The organism is Phocaeicola sp., from assembly GCF_048170425.1.
In the GTDB taxonomy this organism is placed as follows: Bacteria; Bacteroidota; Bacteroidia; order Bacteroidales; family Bacteroidaceae; genus Phocaeicola.
The window spans coordinates 1-14,096 of sequence record NZ_DBEXBB010000059.1; the positions used below are offsets into that span (position 1 = coordinate 1).

At 43.0% G+C, this 14,096-nt stretch carries 11 protein-coding genes and 1 rRNA gene; 5 read left to right on the plus strand and 7 right to left on the minus strand.

Features of this window, described 5'->3' with window-relative positions; all coding sequences use genetic code 11:
• The first annotated feature begins 2 nt into the window (after positions 1-2).
• From ACMJ0U_RS02535 to ACMJ0U_RS02550, 4 genes are all read left to right on the plus strand, one after another.
• The gene (locus ACMJ0U_RS02535; RefSeq protein WP_417127965.1) at positions 3-842 is read left to right on the plus strand and encodes a metal ABC transporter solute-binding protein, Zn/Mn family; all 840 of its coding nucleotides are present in this window, start codon (positions 3-5) and stop codon (positions 840-842) included.
• Positions 843-853: 11 nt separating this feature from the next.
• On the plus strand, positions 854-1,621 hold the full coding sequence (locus ACMJ0U_RS02540; RefSeq protein WP_417127967.1) for a metal ABC transporter ATP-binding protein: 768 nt from the start codon (positions 854-856) through the stop codon (positions 1,619-1,621).
• 111 nt (positions 1,622-1,732) lie between these two features.
• A complete protein-coding gene (locus ACMJ0U_RS02545; protein ID WP_417127969.1) occupies positions 1,733-5,065 on the plus strand; it encodes a DUF2723 domain-containing protein in 3,333 nt (1,110 codons plus the stop codon).
• Positions 5,066-5,198: 133 nt separating this feature from the next.
• Complete coding sequence (locus ACMJ0U_RS02550; protein ID WP_417127971.1) at positions 5,199-5,810, plus strand: polysaccharide deacetylase family protein; 612 nt, start codon at positions 5,199-5,201, stop codon at positions 5,808-5,810.
• Between the two features lie 64 nt (positions 5,811-5,874).
• On the opposite strand, the gene ACMJ0U_RS02555 is transcribed toward ACMJ0U_RS02550, so the two are convergent.
• The 6 genes from ACMJ0U_RS02555 to ACMJ0U_RS02580 form a co-directional block, all read right to left on the minus strand.
• Entirely contained in the window at positions 5,875-7,110 is a 1,236-nt protein-coding gene (locus ACMJ0U_RS02555) for a DUF4861 domain-containing protein (RefSeq protein ID WP_417127972.1), read from the minus strand.
• Positions 7,111-7,199: 89 nt separating this feature from the next.
• Complete coding sequence (locus tag ACMJ0U_RS02560) at positions 7,200-7,994, minus strand: gluconate 5-dehydrogenase (RefSeq protein ID WP_417127974.1); 795 nt, start codon at positions 7,992-7,994, stop codon at positions 7,200-7,202.
• Between the two features lie 211 nt (positions 7,995-8,205).
• The gene (gene dacB / locus ACMJ0U_RS02565) at positions 8,206-9,621 is read right to left on the minus strand and encodes a D-alanyl-D-alanine carboxypeptidase/D-alanyl-D-alanine-endopeptidase (protein WP_417127976.1); all 1,416 of its coding nucleotides are present in this window, start codon (positions 9,619-9,621) and stop codon (positions 8,206-8,208) included.
• A 13-nt stretch (positions 9,622-9,634) separates the two neighbouring features.
• A complete protein-coding gene (lpdA, locus tag ACMJ0U_RS02570; protein ID WP_417127978.1) occupies positions 9,635-10,975 on the minus strand; it encodes a dihydrolipoyl dehydrogenase in 1,341 nt (446 codons plus the stop codon).
• A gap of 24 nt (positions 10,976-10,999) precedes the next feature.
• A complete protein-coding gene (locus tag ACMJ0U_RS02575) occupies positions 11,000-11,392 on the minus strand; it encodes a hypothetical protein (protein WP_118212177.1) in 393 nt (130 codons plus the stop codon).
• A 27-nt stretch (positions 11,393-11,419) separates the two neighbouring features.
• Positions 11,420-11,842 carry a PH domain-containing protein gene (locus ACMJ0U_RS02580; RefSeq protein WP_417127979.1) on the minus strand — a complete coding sequence of 141 codons (423 nt, stop codon included), beginning with the start codon at positions 11,840-11,842 and terminating at the stop codon, positions 11,420-11,422.
• 177 nt (positions 11,843-12,019) lie between these two features.
• Here ACMJ0U_RS02580 and nadB point away from each other — a divergent pair, with 177 nt between their 5' ends.
• Positions 12,020-13,606, plus strand: coding sequence for an L-aspartate oxidase (nadB, locus tag ACMJ0U_RS02585; protein ID WP_417127980.1), 1,587 nt, complete (start codon positions 12,020-12,022; stop codon positions 13,604-13,606).
• 378 nt (positions 13,607-13,984) lie between these two features.
• Here nadB and rrf read toward each other — a convergent pair.
• Positions 13,985-14,093, minus strand: a 5S ribosomal RNA gene (gene rrf, locus ACMJ0U_RS02590).
• Positions 14,094-14,096: the final 3 nt, after the last annotated feature.

Sequence of the window (14,096 nt, forward strand, 5' to 3'; positions counted from 1 at the left end):
ATATCCTGCTTTTAATCCTCTCCTGTACGGGACAAAAAGGAAAAGAAACCATACCTACCCTGACAGTGACCATCGAACCATTACGATATTTTACAGAAGCAATTGCTGGAAATAAGTTTCAAGTGGTAAGTATCGTTCCCAAAGGAGCCAATCCGGAAATATATGACCCTACTCCTCAACAACTTGTTGAACTGGCACAAAGCAAAGCTTATTTTCGTATCGGGCACATCGGATTTGAACAAGCATGGGCAGAAAGATTGCAAGCTAACACTCCCAAATTATCTTTCTATGACATGTCACAAGGAATAGAGCTTATTCATGAAATACATCCTCATGCACATACACATGGCAATATAGATGGAGTAGAACCTCATATTTGGAATTCGGTTTCTAATGCACGTATCATTGCATCTAACATTTGCAAAGCACTTTCTGAAATCGATCCGAATAATCAGGCTTACTATCAGACACGATTGGACAGCCTGCAACAAGTCATCAACCGTACTGAACGTGAGATGCAGAGTTATTTGACGAACGCTGACTATTGTTTTCTGATTTACCATCCGGCATTAAGTTACTTTGCCCGAGATTACAGCCTGCAACAAATCAGCATAGAAGAAGGAGGAAAGGAGCCTTCGCCAATCCATCTACAGGAACTGATGAAAACCTGCAAACAGAAGCAAGTAAGAGTCGTATTCGTACAACAGGAATTCGACCAGCGTAACGCAGAAGTAATCGCACAAGAGTTAGACTTAAAGATTGTACCTATCAACCCTTTGAGTTATGACTGGAACAAGGAAATGATTCACATAGCCAAATCACTGAGCAAAAACAATCACTAAAATTTATCTTAATGAATCAACCGCTTATCAGACTGATTGGGATTACTGCCGCTTACGACCAGAAAAAAGTACTGGAAGATATCAATCTGGAAATCGCAGAAAAGGATTTTTTGGGAGTTATTGGCCCGAACGGAGGAGGAAAAACCACCTTGATGAAAATTATTTTAGGCTTACTAGAACCTACAGCCGGAAAAATTCAGTTTTTTCATCAGGGAAAGGAGGTGAATGAAATTACAATGGGGTATTTGCCCCAATACAACACTATAGACAAGAAATTTCCCATCTCGGTGTACGAAGTAGTTCTTTCCGGATTAAATAAACAAAAATCATTGTTCCGTTCATTCTCCAAGGCACAGCATGACAAGGTACGTGAAACCATTGCCCGCATGGGACTGGAAGGCTTGGAACAAAGAGCCATCGGACAATTAAGTGGCGGACAGCTGCAAAGGGCCTTATTAGGACGCGCACTCGTCTCCAATCCGGAAGTCGTCATTCTGGATGAACCCAACACATACATTGACAAGCGTTTCGAGGCCCGTCTTTATGCGCTGCTGGAAGAAATCAACAAGGAATGTGCTATCATACTAGTGAGTCACGATATCGGTACCATCCTGCAAAACGTAAAAAGCATTGCGTGTGTAAACGGTACGCTGGATTACCATCCGGATACGGAAGTCTCCGCCGAATGGCTGGAAGCACACTTTGAATGTCCTATCGAACTGTTAGGACATGGCAACTTGCCTCATCGAATATTAAAATGCCATCATCATGAAGAGTAGAAGGCTGCTTTTAACGCCTTTTGCAACATTATCATTTACTTTTGAGACTTGATTAGCAAATGTTTGCTATCTTTGCCGCATTGAATTTTAACGAGAAACTAAAAATAATTCATGAAACAGTACAACAAGATTAACAATCTGGTAGGCTGGCTTACTTTTGCGGTGGCTGCATTTACTTACTGCATGACTATTGAACCGACAGCCAGCTTCTGGGACTGTCCGGAATTTATTACCACCGGATACAAACTGGAGGTAGGACATCCTCCTGGCGCACCTTTCTTCATGCTGACAGCCAATCTGTTCAGCCAATTTGCCAGCGATGCGACTCAAGTGGCTAAAATGGTGAACATAATGAGTGCCCTGATGAGTGCGGCATGTATTCTGTTCTTATTCTGGAGTATTACTCACCTGACCAAGAAACTGATTTGCTCCGATGACAAAGAGATGACTACGGGCAAGCTGATTACCATCATGGGGTCAGGTCTGGTTGGTGCACTGGCTTATACATGGAGTGATACCTTCTGGTTCAGTGCAGTAGAAGGTGAAGTATATGCCTACTCCAGTCTTTTCACAGCACTTGTTTTCTGGCTGATACTGAAATGGGAAAACCGGGCTAACGAGCCTCACAGTGACCGTTGGCTGATTCTGATTGCTTACCTCACAGGGTTATCCATCGGTGTACACTTGCTGAACTTACTTTGTATTCCGGCCATTGTACTGGTATATTACTACAAGAAAAACCCCAACGCCAATCTGAAAGGCAGTTTGATAGCCCTGGCTGGTTCCATGATTCTGGTAGCCGTTGTATTGTATGGCATCGTGCCAGGTATCGTGAAAGTAGGCGGGTGGTTTGAACTCCTGTTTGTCAACGACTTCGGTCTTCCATTCAATACAGGTGTCATCATTTATATGATTATTCTTGCGGCAAGTATCATCTGGGGTGTGTACGAAAGCTACACCGTGAAAAGCCGCAAGCGGATGAATATCTCTTTCCTGACCACTGTCGGTTTGCTGGGTATTCCGTTCTACGGACATGGCTGGAGCAGTGTCTTCATCGGCATCATTGTACTGGCTATTTTAGCGATTTACCTCTTTGCCAATATCGGTGAAAAATACCGTGTCAGCGCACGCACGCTGAATACCAGCTTACTGGCCATGATGATGATTGTAGTAGGTTATTCTTCGTATGCAGTCATTGTCATCCGTTCTTCGGCCAATACGCCAATGGACCAGAACTCTCCGGAAGACATCTTTACTTTGGGAGAATACCTAGGACGTGAACAATACGGTACCCGCCCGTTATTCTACGGACAGACTTATGCCTCCAAACCGGCACTAAAGCCCACTGAAGGAGGATGTGTGTACGATGTAGAAGAGGGTGCTCCGGTATACCAGCGGAAAGAAAAGGAACGTCCGGATGAAAAAGACAGTTATGAAATTGTACGTTATAAAACAGAGTATAAATACGCTCAAAACATGTTGTTCCCACGTATGTACAGCGATGCACATGCACAGGCCTACGAAGACTGGCTGGGAGGAGTAGAAGGACGTCAGGTTCCTTATGACCAGTGTGGAGAAATGATTATGGTCAAAATCCCCACACAATGGGACAACATCAAATTCTTCTTCATTTACCAGTTGAACTACATGTACTGGCGTTATTTCATGTGGAACTTTGCCGGACGTCAGAATGACATTCAGGGACAAGGAGAAATCGAACATGGAAACTGGATTACCGGTATTTCATTTATCGACAACATGTTGATAGGTGACCAGACCTTGCTTCCAAGTGAACTGAAAAACAACAAAGGACACAACGTATTCTACTGTTTACCGTTGATTTTAGGACTTATCGGTCTGTTCTGGCAGGCTTATAAGGACGAAAAAGGTATCCAGCAATTCTGGATTGTCTTCTTCCTCTTCTTCATGACCGGTCTGGCTATTGTGCTTTACCTGAACCAGACCCCGCAGCAGCCGCGTGAACGAGACTATGCGTACGCCGGTTCATTCTATGCATTTGCCATCTGGATTGGATTGGGAGTGGCAGCCATAGCCGAATACCTGAGCAAGAAAATCAATGAAAAGCCTGCGGCTATCTTAGCCAGTGTGGTCTGCTTGCTGGTACCAGTACAAATGGTAAGCCAGACATGGGATGACCACGACCGCAGCGACCGCTACACTTGCCGCGATTTCGGACAGAACTACCTGAACTCTGTACCGGAAAAGGGAAATCCGATTCTCTTTACCAACGGTGATAACGATACGTTCCCCTTGTGGTATAACCAGGAAACAGAAGGTGTGCGCACGGATGTACGTGTCTGCAACCTGAGTTACTTGCAGACTGACTGGTACATCGACCAGATGCGCCGTCCGGCATACGATTCTCCTTCAGTACCTATCAACTGGGACCGTATTGACTATGTATCCGGTCACAACGAAGCAGTGTACGTACGTCCGGATGCCATGCCGACTATCCTTGAATTCTACAAAAAGAATCCGGAAGAGGCAGCCAAGGAGTTTGGGGATAATCCATACGAACTGAAGAATATCCTGGAACACTGGGTACGCTCACCGAAGGAAGACTTACAGATGATTCCGACCGACAGTATCGTCATAAAACTGGATAAGGAAGCCATCAAACGTTCGGGTATGCTTGCACCTGACTCTATTCCGGAATACATGCATATCTCTCTGAAAGGCAAACGGGTGCTGTATAAGAGTGAACTGATGATGCTGGAAATGTTAGCCAACACCAACTGGGAACGTCCGATGTACATGGCTATCACCGTGGGTTCTGACAATCACCTGAACCTGACCAATAACTTCTTGCAGGAAGGTCTGGCTTACCGCATCACTCCGTTTGACAATGCCCAATTAGGCAGACGACTTGACAGTGAAAAGATGTACGACAACCTGATGAACAAGTTCAAGTTCGGCGGTATTGATAATCCTGATATTTACTTGGATGAGACTGTATTACGCATGTGCGATACTCACCGCCGCATGTTCGTACAGCTGACTAGCCAGTTGATAAAGGAAGGCAAGAAGGATAAGGCACTGAAAGCATTGGATTATTGCGAAAAAGTGATTCCTTCTACCACCGTCCCGCACGACTACCTGATGAGCAGCTCCAAGGAAATGGCAGAAAACTATCTGGCATTGGGACAAACGGAGAAAGCTGAAAAGATTCTCAATGAACTGGCCAACAATGCAGTAGAATATGCTACCTGGTACTTGAGTCTGGACGATGCCCGTTTCGCAAGTTCATACGAAAACTGCATGCGTTATTTCTATATCCTGGATGATGTATGCAAGACCATGGCACAAATGAAGAACAGCAAGACAGGCGAAGAAAATAAATCCGCTTTGCATTATGCTCAAAAGTTCGACCAGCTATACAAACTGCTGGAAAAACGAGTAGGCAATAGCGCTCCTGCCCAATAATACAGAAATTGAATGATTAGATACAGAATGTCATTCTGAACACCACAGAGAATATCACCACCTTTGCCGGTTCAGAATGACATTCTTTCCTTTTCAAATCTTTCTACAAACCTGTTTAAAATCGACAAAAAACATGTTCATAGAACAACCTCCACAATTCATCCGTATGCTTTATCCAAAAGCTCTCTGGCGCATGGACAAAAAAGAGAGAGCCGTCTACCTCACCTTTGATGACGGCCCGATACCTGAGATTACTCCCTGGGTACTTGATTTACTGGACAAATATGGAATAAAAGCCACCTTCTTCATGGTGGGCGATAATGTAAGGAAGCATCCCAAAGAATTCCAGATGGTAGTGGAACGCGGGCACCGTATCGGGAACCATACCTTTAACCATATACGAGGATTCGAATTTTTAAGTAAGAATTATCTAACCAATACAGATAAGGCCAACGCCTATTTACAGACCAACTTATTCCGTCCTCCTCACGGACATATGCGGTGGATGCAATATCACGTATTGAAAAAAAAATACCAGATTGTAATGTGGGACTTGGTGACACGAGACTACAGCAAGCGACTCAACGGCCCGCAAGTGTTTGAAAAAGTAAAAAAATACGTCCGGAACGGCTCTATCATCACGTTCCATGACTCTCTGAAATCGGAAAAAAACCTTAAATATGCTCTTCCCCGCTCCATTGAATTTCTTTTAAAGGAAGGATATGAATTTAAAGTCTTTCCCTAAAAAATAGAAAGGCGCAAAGCTAATTTGTTGTATCTGCTTTGCGCCTCTTTTCTAATTAGGGATATTATTTCTGGATAGTTACTATCAGCGGATTACGTACCTTTTCAGCATAATCTTTCAAATAGCTTGTCCAGTCTTCAGCTTTTTCAAAGCCATATTTGCTCCAACCCGAACCCCAGTAATATACAAAATCATTACCCGGTTCGTACGTAGAAATACCCAATACATGACCCAATGCATCACCTACCGGATTTTCAAACAACTGTGTAGTTGTCTGTACCGTAGCAGGGAACACTGCTCCCACATACACAATACCATTATCAGCTTTAGCATCTGTTGTTGGATCTGCATAAGAAATGTATCCTTTAGCTGCATCGTACGCATATCCTTCAGGATTTGCAGCATGAAGCACCAAGCCTGCAGCTACAGGAGTAGTCTGTGTCAGATATTCATATGAAACTGTAGTCTTATTCAACTGAGAACCTTTATCCAGTTGTATAATACGAGTCTCTACCACATTGGAATCGTTCTTTACTACCAGAGGATTAAATACCAGCTTCACTGTAAAGCGTAGAGGTCCGTTATCCAAAATTTCATAATCCTTGTAGCAATAAGGATATGTAATTACAGAATCCGGCATCAAGGCAGCGGTGCCCCCTCCCAAAGTAGGACCGACCGCGTAGCAGTCCATTCCGTTTCCATGGTCGATATGATAAGAAATGGCACGCGACAGACTGTCTGCTTCTGCCTTCTTTCCAGCTTCTCTCAACGCCTTGATTTCTGCACGTGCAGTAGAATCCAGTTCCATTGCATAGCGGTCTTCTACCACAAGTTCTTCCACACTCTTTGTAAAAACATCATATCCATAGGCTTTCTCTCCACTTTTCTGTAAAGCCGGACCGTATGCACGATAAGCCGCACGGTCATTCTCCCAAGCTATGTCATCCAGACGTTCCGGGTAGCAACGGCCATACACAACCGCATTAACCAACGAAGGAGTCCCTTGCTGCACGGTATAATTTACTGAAGCGTTTGAAGCAACAGACACTGGAAATATTACCTTCTCATCGTATGTCAACTGATAAGGAACTTCCTGAGCCTTTTCATCATAGATTACAAACTGCGCAGTGTCGGAAAGATTCAACTGCGTATAAATATCATTTACAGGGATTTCTACCATTTCCCCTGTACGTTCTATGGCTAAGGGGTTAGCAATTGTCACAGTGACAGATTCTGATTTACTACACCCAGTCCACAATACAGTGGCACAAACAGCAGTAGCAAACAAAGTCTTTCTCATAATATTATCTTTATCTATTACCAAAAAGTCATTCTGAGAAAGCAATAAACTTCCCCAGAATGACATCCTATCTAGAAATAAATATTAACTTATTTAGGCTGTTTACCGATATAAGCCAAAATACCACCATCCACATACAATACGTGACCATTCACGAAATTAGATGCGTCAGAAGCCAAGAAGACAGCAGGTCCCATCAAATCTTCCGGAGTTCCCCAACGAGCAGCCGGAGTCTTAGCCACGATAAATGCATCGAACGGATGACGAGAGCCGTCAGCCTGACGTTCACGCAAAGGAGCAGTCTGAGGAGTAGCAATGTAACCCGGGCCGATACCATTACACTGAATATTAAATTCACCATATTCAGATGCAATGTTACGAGTCAACATTTTCAAACCACCTTTTGCAGCAGCATATGCAGAAACTGTTTCACGACCCAATTCGCTCATCATAGAACAGATGTTGATAATCTTTCCGTGACCTTTCTTAATCATACTCGGAATAACGGCTTTTGCTACGATAAATGGAGCATTCAAGTCTACATCAATAACTTGACGGAACTGAGCAGCACTCATCTCACACATCGGAATACGTTTGATAATACCAGCATTGTTTACCAGAATATCAATTACACCTACTTCCTTTTCTACCTGTGCAACCATTGCGTTTACAGCATCTTCATCTGTAACATCGCATACATAACCATGTGCATTGATACCTTCTTCCTTGTATGCAGCCAAGCCTTTGTCAACCAGCTCTTGTTTGATGTCGTTAAACACGATAGTTGCACCTGCTTTAGCAAAAGATGTAGCAATAGCAAAACCGATACCGTAAGAAGCACCTGTTACAAGGGCTACCTTACCTTCAAGTGAAAAGTTTACCATAATAATTATAATTTTTAAATCACTTATTGTTCCCCAAAATAGAGAACAACCTTATGTTATTAATTAAAGTTTCTTATCTATGCAGACAAAAATACAAAAGTTACCCGAAATTCAGGTACAATATTTGTTCACAAAACCTATAAAATTGTGCGGCTTCTCGTGTATTTACTGATTTTTTCTACTAAAAATACGTTCTATCGTATTTTCTTACTCAATTTACACGTATCAATAACTCACAAATTTCATCCTGTAGTTTACGAGCCAGACGAGCTTTCAATACATTTTGATTAATGATAACAAATGAAAGCTTGTGCCCGTTCACAGATGTCAAATAACCAGCCAGCGAACTAATTCCTGTTACAGTTCCGGTTTTTGCCCTTACATTACGGAATGCTTTCCCCGTACGCATTCTCCCCTGAAGTGTACCGTCAACTCCTGCTACAGGCAGGCAGTCATAGAAAGTTTGAAATAGGGATGGATGACGATAGGCATAATTCAAATATGCCAAAATCAGACGAGGGGATACATAATTATATAAAGAAATGCCACTCCCATCTACAATCTGATAATTTTCAAAATCATATCCCAACGTATTCCGCATAAATCTTTCTACTACTTCCTGACAATCTTTAAAAGAAATATGCGAAGTATGCTTCCCGTTCATACATCCTAACTGACGAAACAAAGCTTCGGCGGAGAGATTGTCACTTTCCTTCAAGGCACGCTTCAACACCGCCTCTACCGGACGACGACAAGTGTAAATCCATTGTGCAGTATCGGGAGCAGTCAAAAAGAAAATACTGTCTTTCGATACGGACAGCCCTTCTTTTTTCAGTTTGTAACAAAATGTATCCATGAAGAAACGTTTGGAATCATACAAGTTTAAAGTCCGCTTACGAACAGATGAAATGTTTCCTGAAACATCAATCGTATTACCATTAGTAAGCCAGTCGCGTGTAATTTTCAACCGTCCGGCTCCGGAGTCCAGACTTACAGACTGGTTGTTTAACTGATAATAATCAGACTCTGGAGTAATTTCCACCACGCCAGCTTGCCCTTTAGAAGAAGGAGAAACCTTGATATTCACGCATCCTCTGTTCAGCATAAGCGGTGAGAGATAAGGCTGGAAAGATTCCGGAGTATCATCCCATGACCAACCTTCTCCCCAATATATGGAATCCATCAAAGAAACATCACCCACAAGTTTTCCGGAGATGACTTGTATGCCTGCCTCTTTCACAGCTCTGACCAGAAAATCCATATCCAATTCCATAAACTCCGGATCAAAGCCTCCTTTTACGTACAGATTTCCTTTTAAAATACCGTTCTTCACCACACCATCATACGAGAGTGTAGTTTGAAACTGAAAATCCTTTCCTAATACGTCTAAAGCTGTTACCGCAGTAACCACTTTTTCAATAGAAGCCGGCCGGTACAACTTGTCTGCCTGATAGCTGTAAAGCTCCTTGCCTGCGGTCAAATCATGAACCACAATACCTACTTCCGAGGTTTTCAACAAGGGGTCGGAAGATATTAACTTGTTTAACTCATCTGTCAATAACGTCTGGGCATGAAGAAAACCGGCCCAAAGAAATAAAAAAAATAATACTCCGCTTATCCGTTTCATTCAACACTTCAATTTATAACTCGCGAAAGATTTCGCCTACCGTAGGATGTGGAAAGACATACTTTTTCCAGTCCGAAAGTTTACGTCTGTCTTCTATCATCATTCCTGCCTGAATAATTAATTCAGAGGCCGGATTTCCCAATAAATGTACTCCTAAAATCTCTTCATCTTCTCCTACCAGTACCTTGCATACACCATTCACCCCTTCATTTTCAGCCACAAAACGACCAGAATAGGCCGCAGGCAAGCTTACGACACGATAGGCACGACCTTCGCGTGTAAGCGCTTCTTCCGTATAACCTACAGAAGCAATTTCCGGATTGGTATAAACAACTCCCGGTATGGCACGATAGTTCATGGCGTCTGCTTTTCCTAAAATATGATGAACTGCCACCTCTGCTTCACGCACAGCCGTATGAGCCAGCAAAGATACTCCATTCAAATCACCGCACACATATACTCCCGGCACAGAAGATTGCAGATGTTCATCTACTTTCACTGTTCCACGTGACGTAAGTTCCAGATGCAGATTCTCTAATCCGAATCCATTCATTACCGGTCGGCGTCCTACGCTCATCAACAGTTTTTCGGCACAAACGGTATTTTTTTCTTCTCCGCAAGTATATTCTATTTCTATTCCGTCTTCCTTCTGTGTCACTCCGGTTACTTTCGTATTCAGTAAGAACTTCACTCCTCTCTTGGCATAATCTGCCCGTAAAAGGCCTGACAACTCCTTGTCCATTCCTCCTAAAATTTCATCCATCATTTCCACAACCGTTACTTTCACTCCTAAACTGTGGAAAAATGAAGCAAATTCCATACCAATAACTCCCCCTCCTACAATGACCAAAGAAGAAGGGATTTCTTTATTGTCCAGTGCCTCCCGATGTGTCCAGTAGTTCACCGAATCAAGCCCTGCCACAGGAGGGATAAAAGTCGCACTGCCTGCACATACTATCATCTGTTCACATTCATATAAATCCTCACCACAACGAACAGTATGTGCATCTTGGATATAAGCTTCTCCCTGCACCAAAGTGACCTTTTGCGCCGTAAGCTTCGCCTTGATACCCAGTACCAATTTTCTGACCACTTTTGTTTTCCGAGCTACAATCTTTCCTAAGTCAGCTGAAACCTCTTTCACGTTGACACCATATTTCGATGCATGCAAAGCCGTATCGTGTACTTTCGCCGCATACAGCAAGGTCTTTGTGGGAATACATCCTTCATTCAAACAAACTCCGCCCACGTTGTTTTTTTCAAACAAAACTACATTCAGTCCTGCTTTTCCGGCCATTTCAGCAGCTGTATATCCAGCCGGGCCACCACCAATTATAGCTAATTGATACTTCATAATCCATTCAAGTTTTAGAAATGATTATTCTTCACGATAGTCTGCATGAGGATTACGTTCTTTTGCACAAGCCACAAATCCTTTTAAATCGGCCGGGTCAAAATTAATGAACCCTTTCGTATAATATATGGTAATTCTTCCTTTCAGCAACGAATCTTTCTTACGCAATGCAATCCGTCTGACTCCATACGCCTTGATACTTCCACTGAAACCTCTTTTCAACCAGATATCCCCATTTTCCTGTACCAGAATACGCGTCATCTGCTCATCAATCAACAATAAAACGGGAAGCACAATCGGCATCAAATTCCAATAGTTTTCTGTGTGCAAAGCCATCAGCACAATGGCTACAATCACAATAATGACTCCTAACCACACTTTAAAAGGAGTTCTGCGGATTTTAAACTCACGTACCATAGTATTTTTATCAGTTAATTATTTGTCTCAATCATAAAATTGAATTGCCTCGTTCTTCTTCAACAGGCAACGAATAAAATCTTCCTGATTCCTAGGAGAGAGAGAAATGGAGCGAACCTTTCCATGTTTTTTAAAAACGACTTCTAGCCGCTCGAACGACAAAGCAGGTTGCCAGAAAGTCATCGAACGGACTTTCCGTATACGAAGAATCTGATTTATTTCAAGTGATGCATTGGGGATAAACCGTCCGGTCTCTACTTTCAGCCAACCATCTTCTGTAATTACATACTGCGTATGAATCAGCATCTCGATTTCAAAAATCACCACAGTTGCACACAGAATTGTACACAGCAGATAATGTTCCCAGAAAAAAAAGAATAACAATACAGAAGTTATTCCTATCACTATCCAATACCACCAACCAACTTTTGATTGAAAAGTACGATTCATTGTCTGATTTTTTGATTTAATTTCCCGTGAAGATAAGAAATTCTGCTTGAAAACAAAACATCTCCAACGCATCTTTAAGTATTTTAAAAATCAATCTACAGAGACACACAAAAAAGAATGCTTTTGAGCATCATATAACTGACTTTTTTGTAGTTTTGCGTTATAATACCCAATCTTATGATAAGAAAATTCGATTTTCTCGTTATCGGTTCAGGAATTGCCGGAATGAGCTTTGCGCTGAAAGTGGCGCATAAGGGTTCGGTTGCACTGATCTGCAAGGCCGGACTGGAAGAAGCGAATACCTACTATGCACAGGGAGGCATCGCTTCAGTAACCAACCTGAAGGTGGATAATTTCGAAAAACATATCCACGATACCATGGTTGCAGGAGACTGGATCAGCGATCCTGCCGCTGTAGAAAAGGTTATCTGCAACGCGCCTTCTCAAATAGAAGAGCTAATTAAATGGGGAGTAAATTTTGACAAGAAAGACAACGGAGAGTTCGACTTGCACAAGGAAGGCGGACATTCTGAATTCCGTATCCTCCATCATAAAGACAATACGGGTGCTGAAATACAGACCAGCCTGATAGAAGAAGTAAAACGCCATCCCAATATCACCGTCTTCAGCAATTTCTATGCGGTAGAAATCATCACCCAGCATCATTTGGGAATTATCGTTACGCGTCACACGCCGGGAATCAAATGTTTTGGTGCTTATGTACTGAATGAAAAAACAGGAGAAGTGGATACATTCCTTTCTAAAATCACCGTCATGGCCACTGGAGGATGTGAAGCGGTTTATACTCACACCACCAATCCATTGGTGGCTACAGGCGACGGTATTGCCATGGTATATCGTGCCAAAGGAGTTGTCAAGGACATGGAATTTATACAATTCCATCCTACTGCCTTATATCATCCGGGCGACCGTCCCAGCTTCCTTATCACAGAAGCTATGCGAGGTTATGGAGGTGTACTGAGAAACTTGTCGGGTGAAGAATTCATGCAGAAATACGACCCGCGCCTTTCACTGGCTCCTCGTGACATTGTGGCACGTGCCATAGACAATGAAATGAAACAACGTGGTGAAGACCATGTATACCTGGATGTCACGCATAAAGATCCGGAAGAAACAAAGAAACATTTCCCCAATATTTATAAAAAGTGCCTGAGCCTGGGAATTGATATTACGAAAGACTATATCCCGGTAGCACCGGCTGCACATTATTTGTGTGGAGGTATCAAGGTCGATTTGGACGGACAATCCAGCATCAAGCGCCTGTATGCTTTGGGAGAATGTTCTTGCACTGGATTACATGGAGGCAACCGCCTTGCATCCAATTCGCTGATAGAAGCCATTGTTTATGCGGATTCTGCCGCTAAACACGCACTCAGTGTACTCGACCGTTACGATTTCAACGAAGATATTCCGGAATGGAATGCAGAAGGCACTATCAGCAACGAAGAACGAATTCTAATTACACAAAGTATGAAAGAAGTCAATCAGATTATGGAGTCGTATGTAGGTATTGTACGAAGCAACCTCCGTCTGGTGCGTGCATGGAACCGTCTGGATATTCTCTATGAAGAAACAGAGCGCCTGTTTAAACGTGTAAAGGCTTCCAGAGAGATTTGCGAGCTCCGTAACATGATTAATGTAGGTTACCTGATTACTCGTCAGGCAATGGAAAGAAAAGAGAGCAGAGGGCTTCATTACACGATTGACTATCCTAATCCAAGCAAAGTAAATGCAGAGAAATAAAATTTCTAATTAATATTTTCACAAGCCGGGGTAAATACTCCGGCTTTTTTTATGTTCTCCTCTGAAAATTCTACTCTAAACACAACATTCCAAAGTAGTCCCTCTCCCAAAGGGATTTTCGTGCGTTCTGAGCGCATCCGGGTGTTCCGGTGAGGAACTTGTTCTCCTTTTCGGAGAAAAGGTCTCCTGCCGCATTTCTGAAAGCCGCTTGAACAGGCGGTAAAGAAGCAAAGGGAAAAAAGCAAGGAAAGAAGAATCCGTCAGCAAAAAGAGGAGGCGTCCTGCCGCAGAAGAAGCGGACACAGGCGCAGACGCAGACGTACGGACAGTACGGACACAAAAAAGCCCTGAAGCGTTTCCGCTTCAGGGCTTCCGTTAAGACGGCGACTACCTACTCTCCCACTTGCGCAGTACCATCGGCGTGACGAAGCTTAACTTCTCTGTTCGGAATGGGAAGAGGTGGAACCTTCGTGCAATAGTCACCTGAATA

Coding starts and splice junctions, on each gene's coding strand:
- nadB (WP_417127980.1), top strand. CDS start 12,020: ATGATAAGAAAATTCGATTTTCTCGTTATCGGTTCAGGAATTGCCGGA.
- ACMJ0U_RS02545 (WP_417127969.1), top strand. CDS start 1,733: ATGAAACAGTACAACAAGATTAACAATCTGGTAGGCTGGCTTACTTTT.
- dacB (WP_417127976.1), bottom strand. CDS start 9,621: ATGAAACGGATAAGCGGAGTATTATTTTTTTTATTTCTTTGGGCCGGT.
- ACMJ0U_RS02550 (WP_417127971.1), top strand. CDS start 5,199: ATGTTCATAGAACAACCTCCACAATTCATCCGTATGCTTTATCCAAAA.
- ACMJ0U_RS02560 (WP_417127974.1), bottom strand. CDS start 7,994: ATGGTAAACTTTTCACTTGAAGGTAAGGTAGCCCTTGTAACAGGTGCT.
- lpdA (WP_417127978.1), bottom strand. CDS start 10,975: ATGAAGTATCAATTAGCTATAATTGGTGGTGGCCCGGCTGGATATACA.
- ACMJ0U_RS02575 (WP_118212177.1), bottom strand. CDS start 11,392: ATGGTACGTGAGTTTAAAATCCGCAGAACTCCTTTTAAAGTGTGGTTA.
- ACMJ0U_RS02540 (WP_417127967.1), top strand. CDS start 854: ATGAATCAACCGCTTATCAGACTGATTGGGATTACTGCCGCTTACGAC.
- ACMJ0U_RS02555 (WP_417127972.1), bottom strand. CDS start 7,110: ATGAGAAAGACTTTGTTTGCTACTGCTGTTTGTGCCACTGTATTGTGG.
- ACMJ0U_RS02580 (WP_417127979.1), bottom strand. CDS start 11,842: ATGAATCGTACTTTTCAATCAAAAGTTGGTTGGTGGTATTGGATAGTG.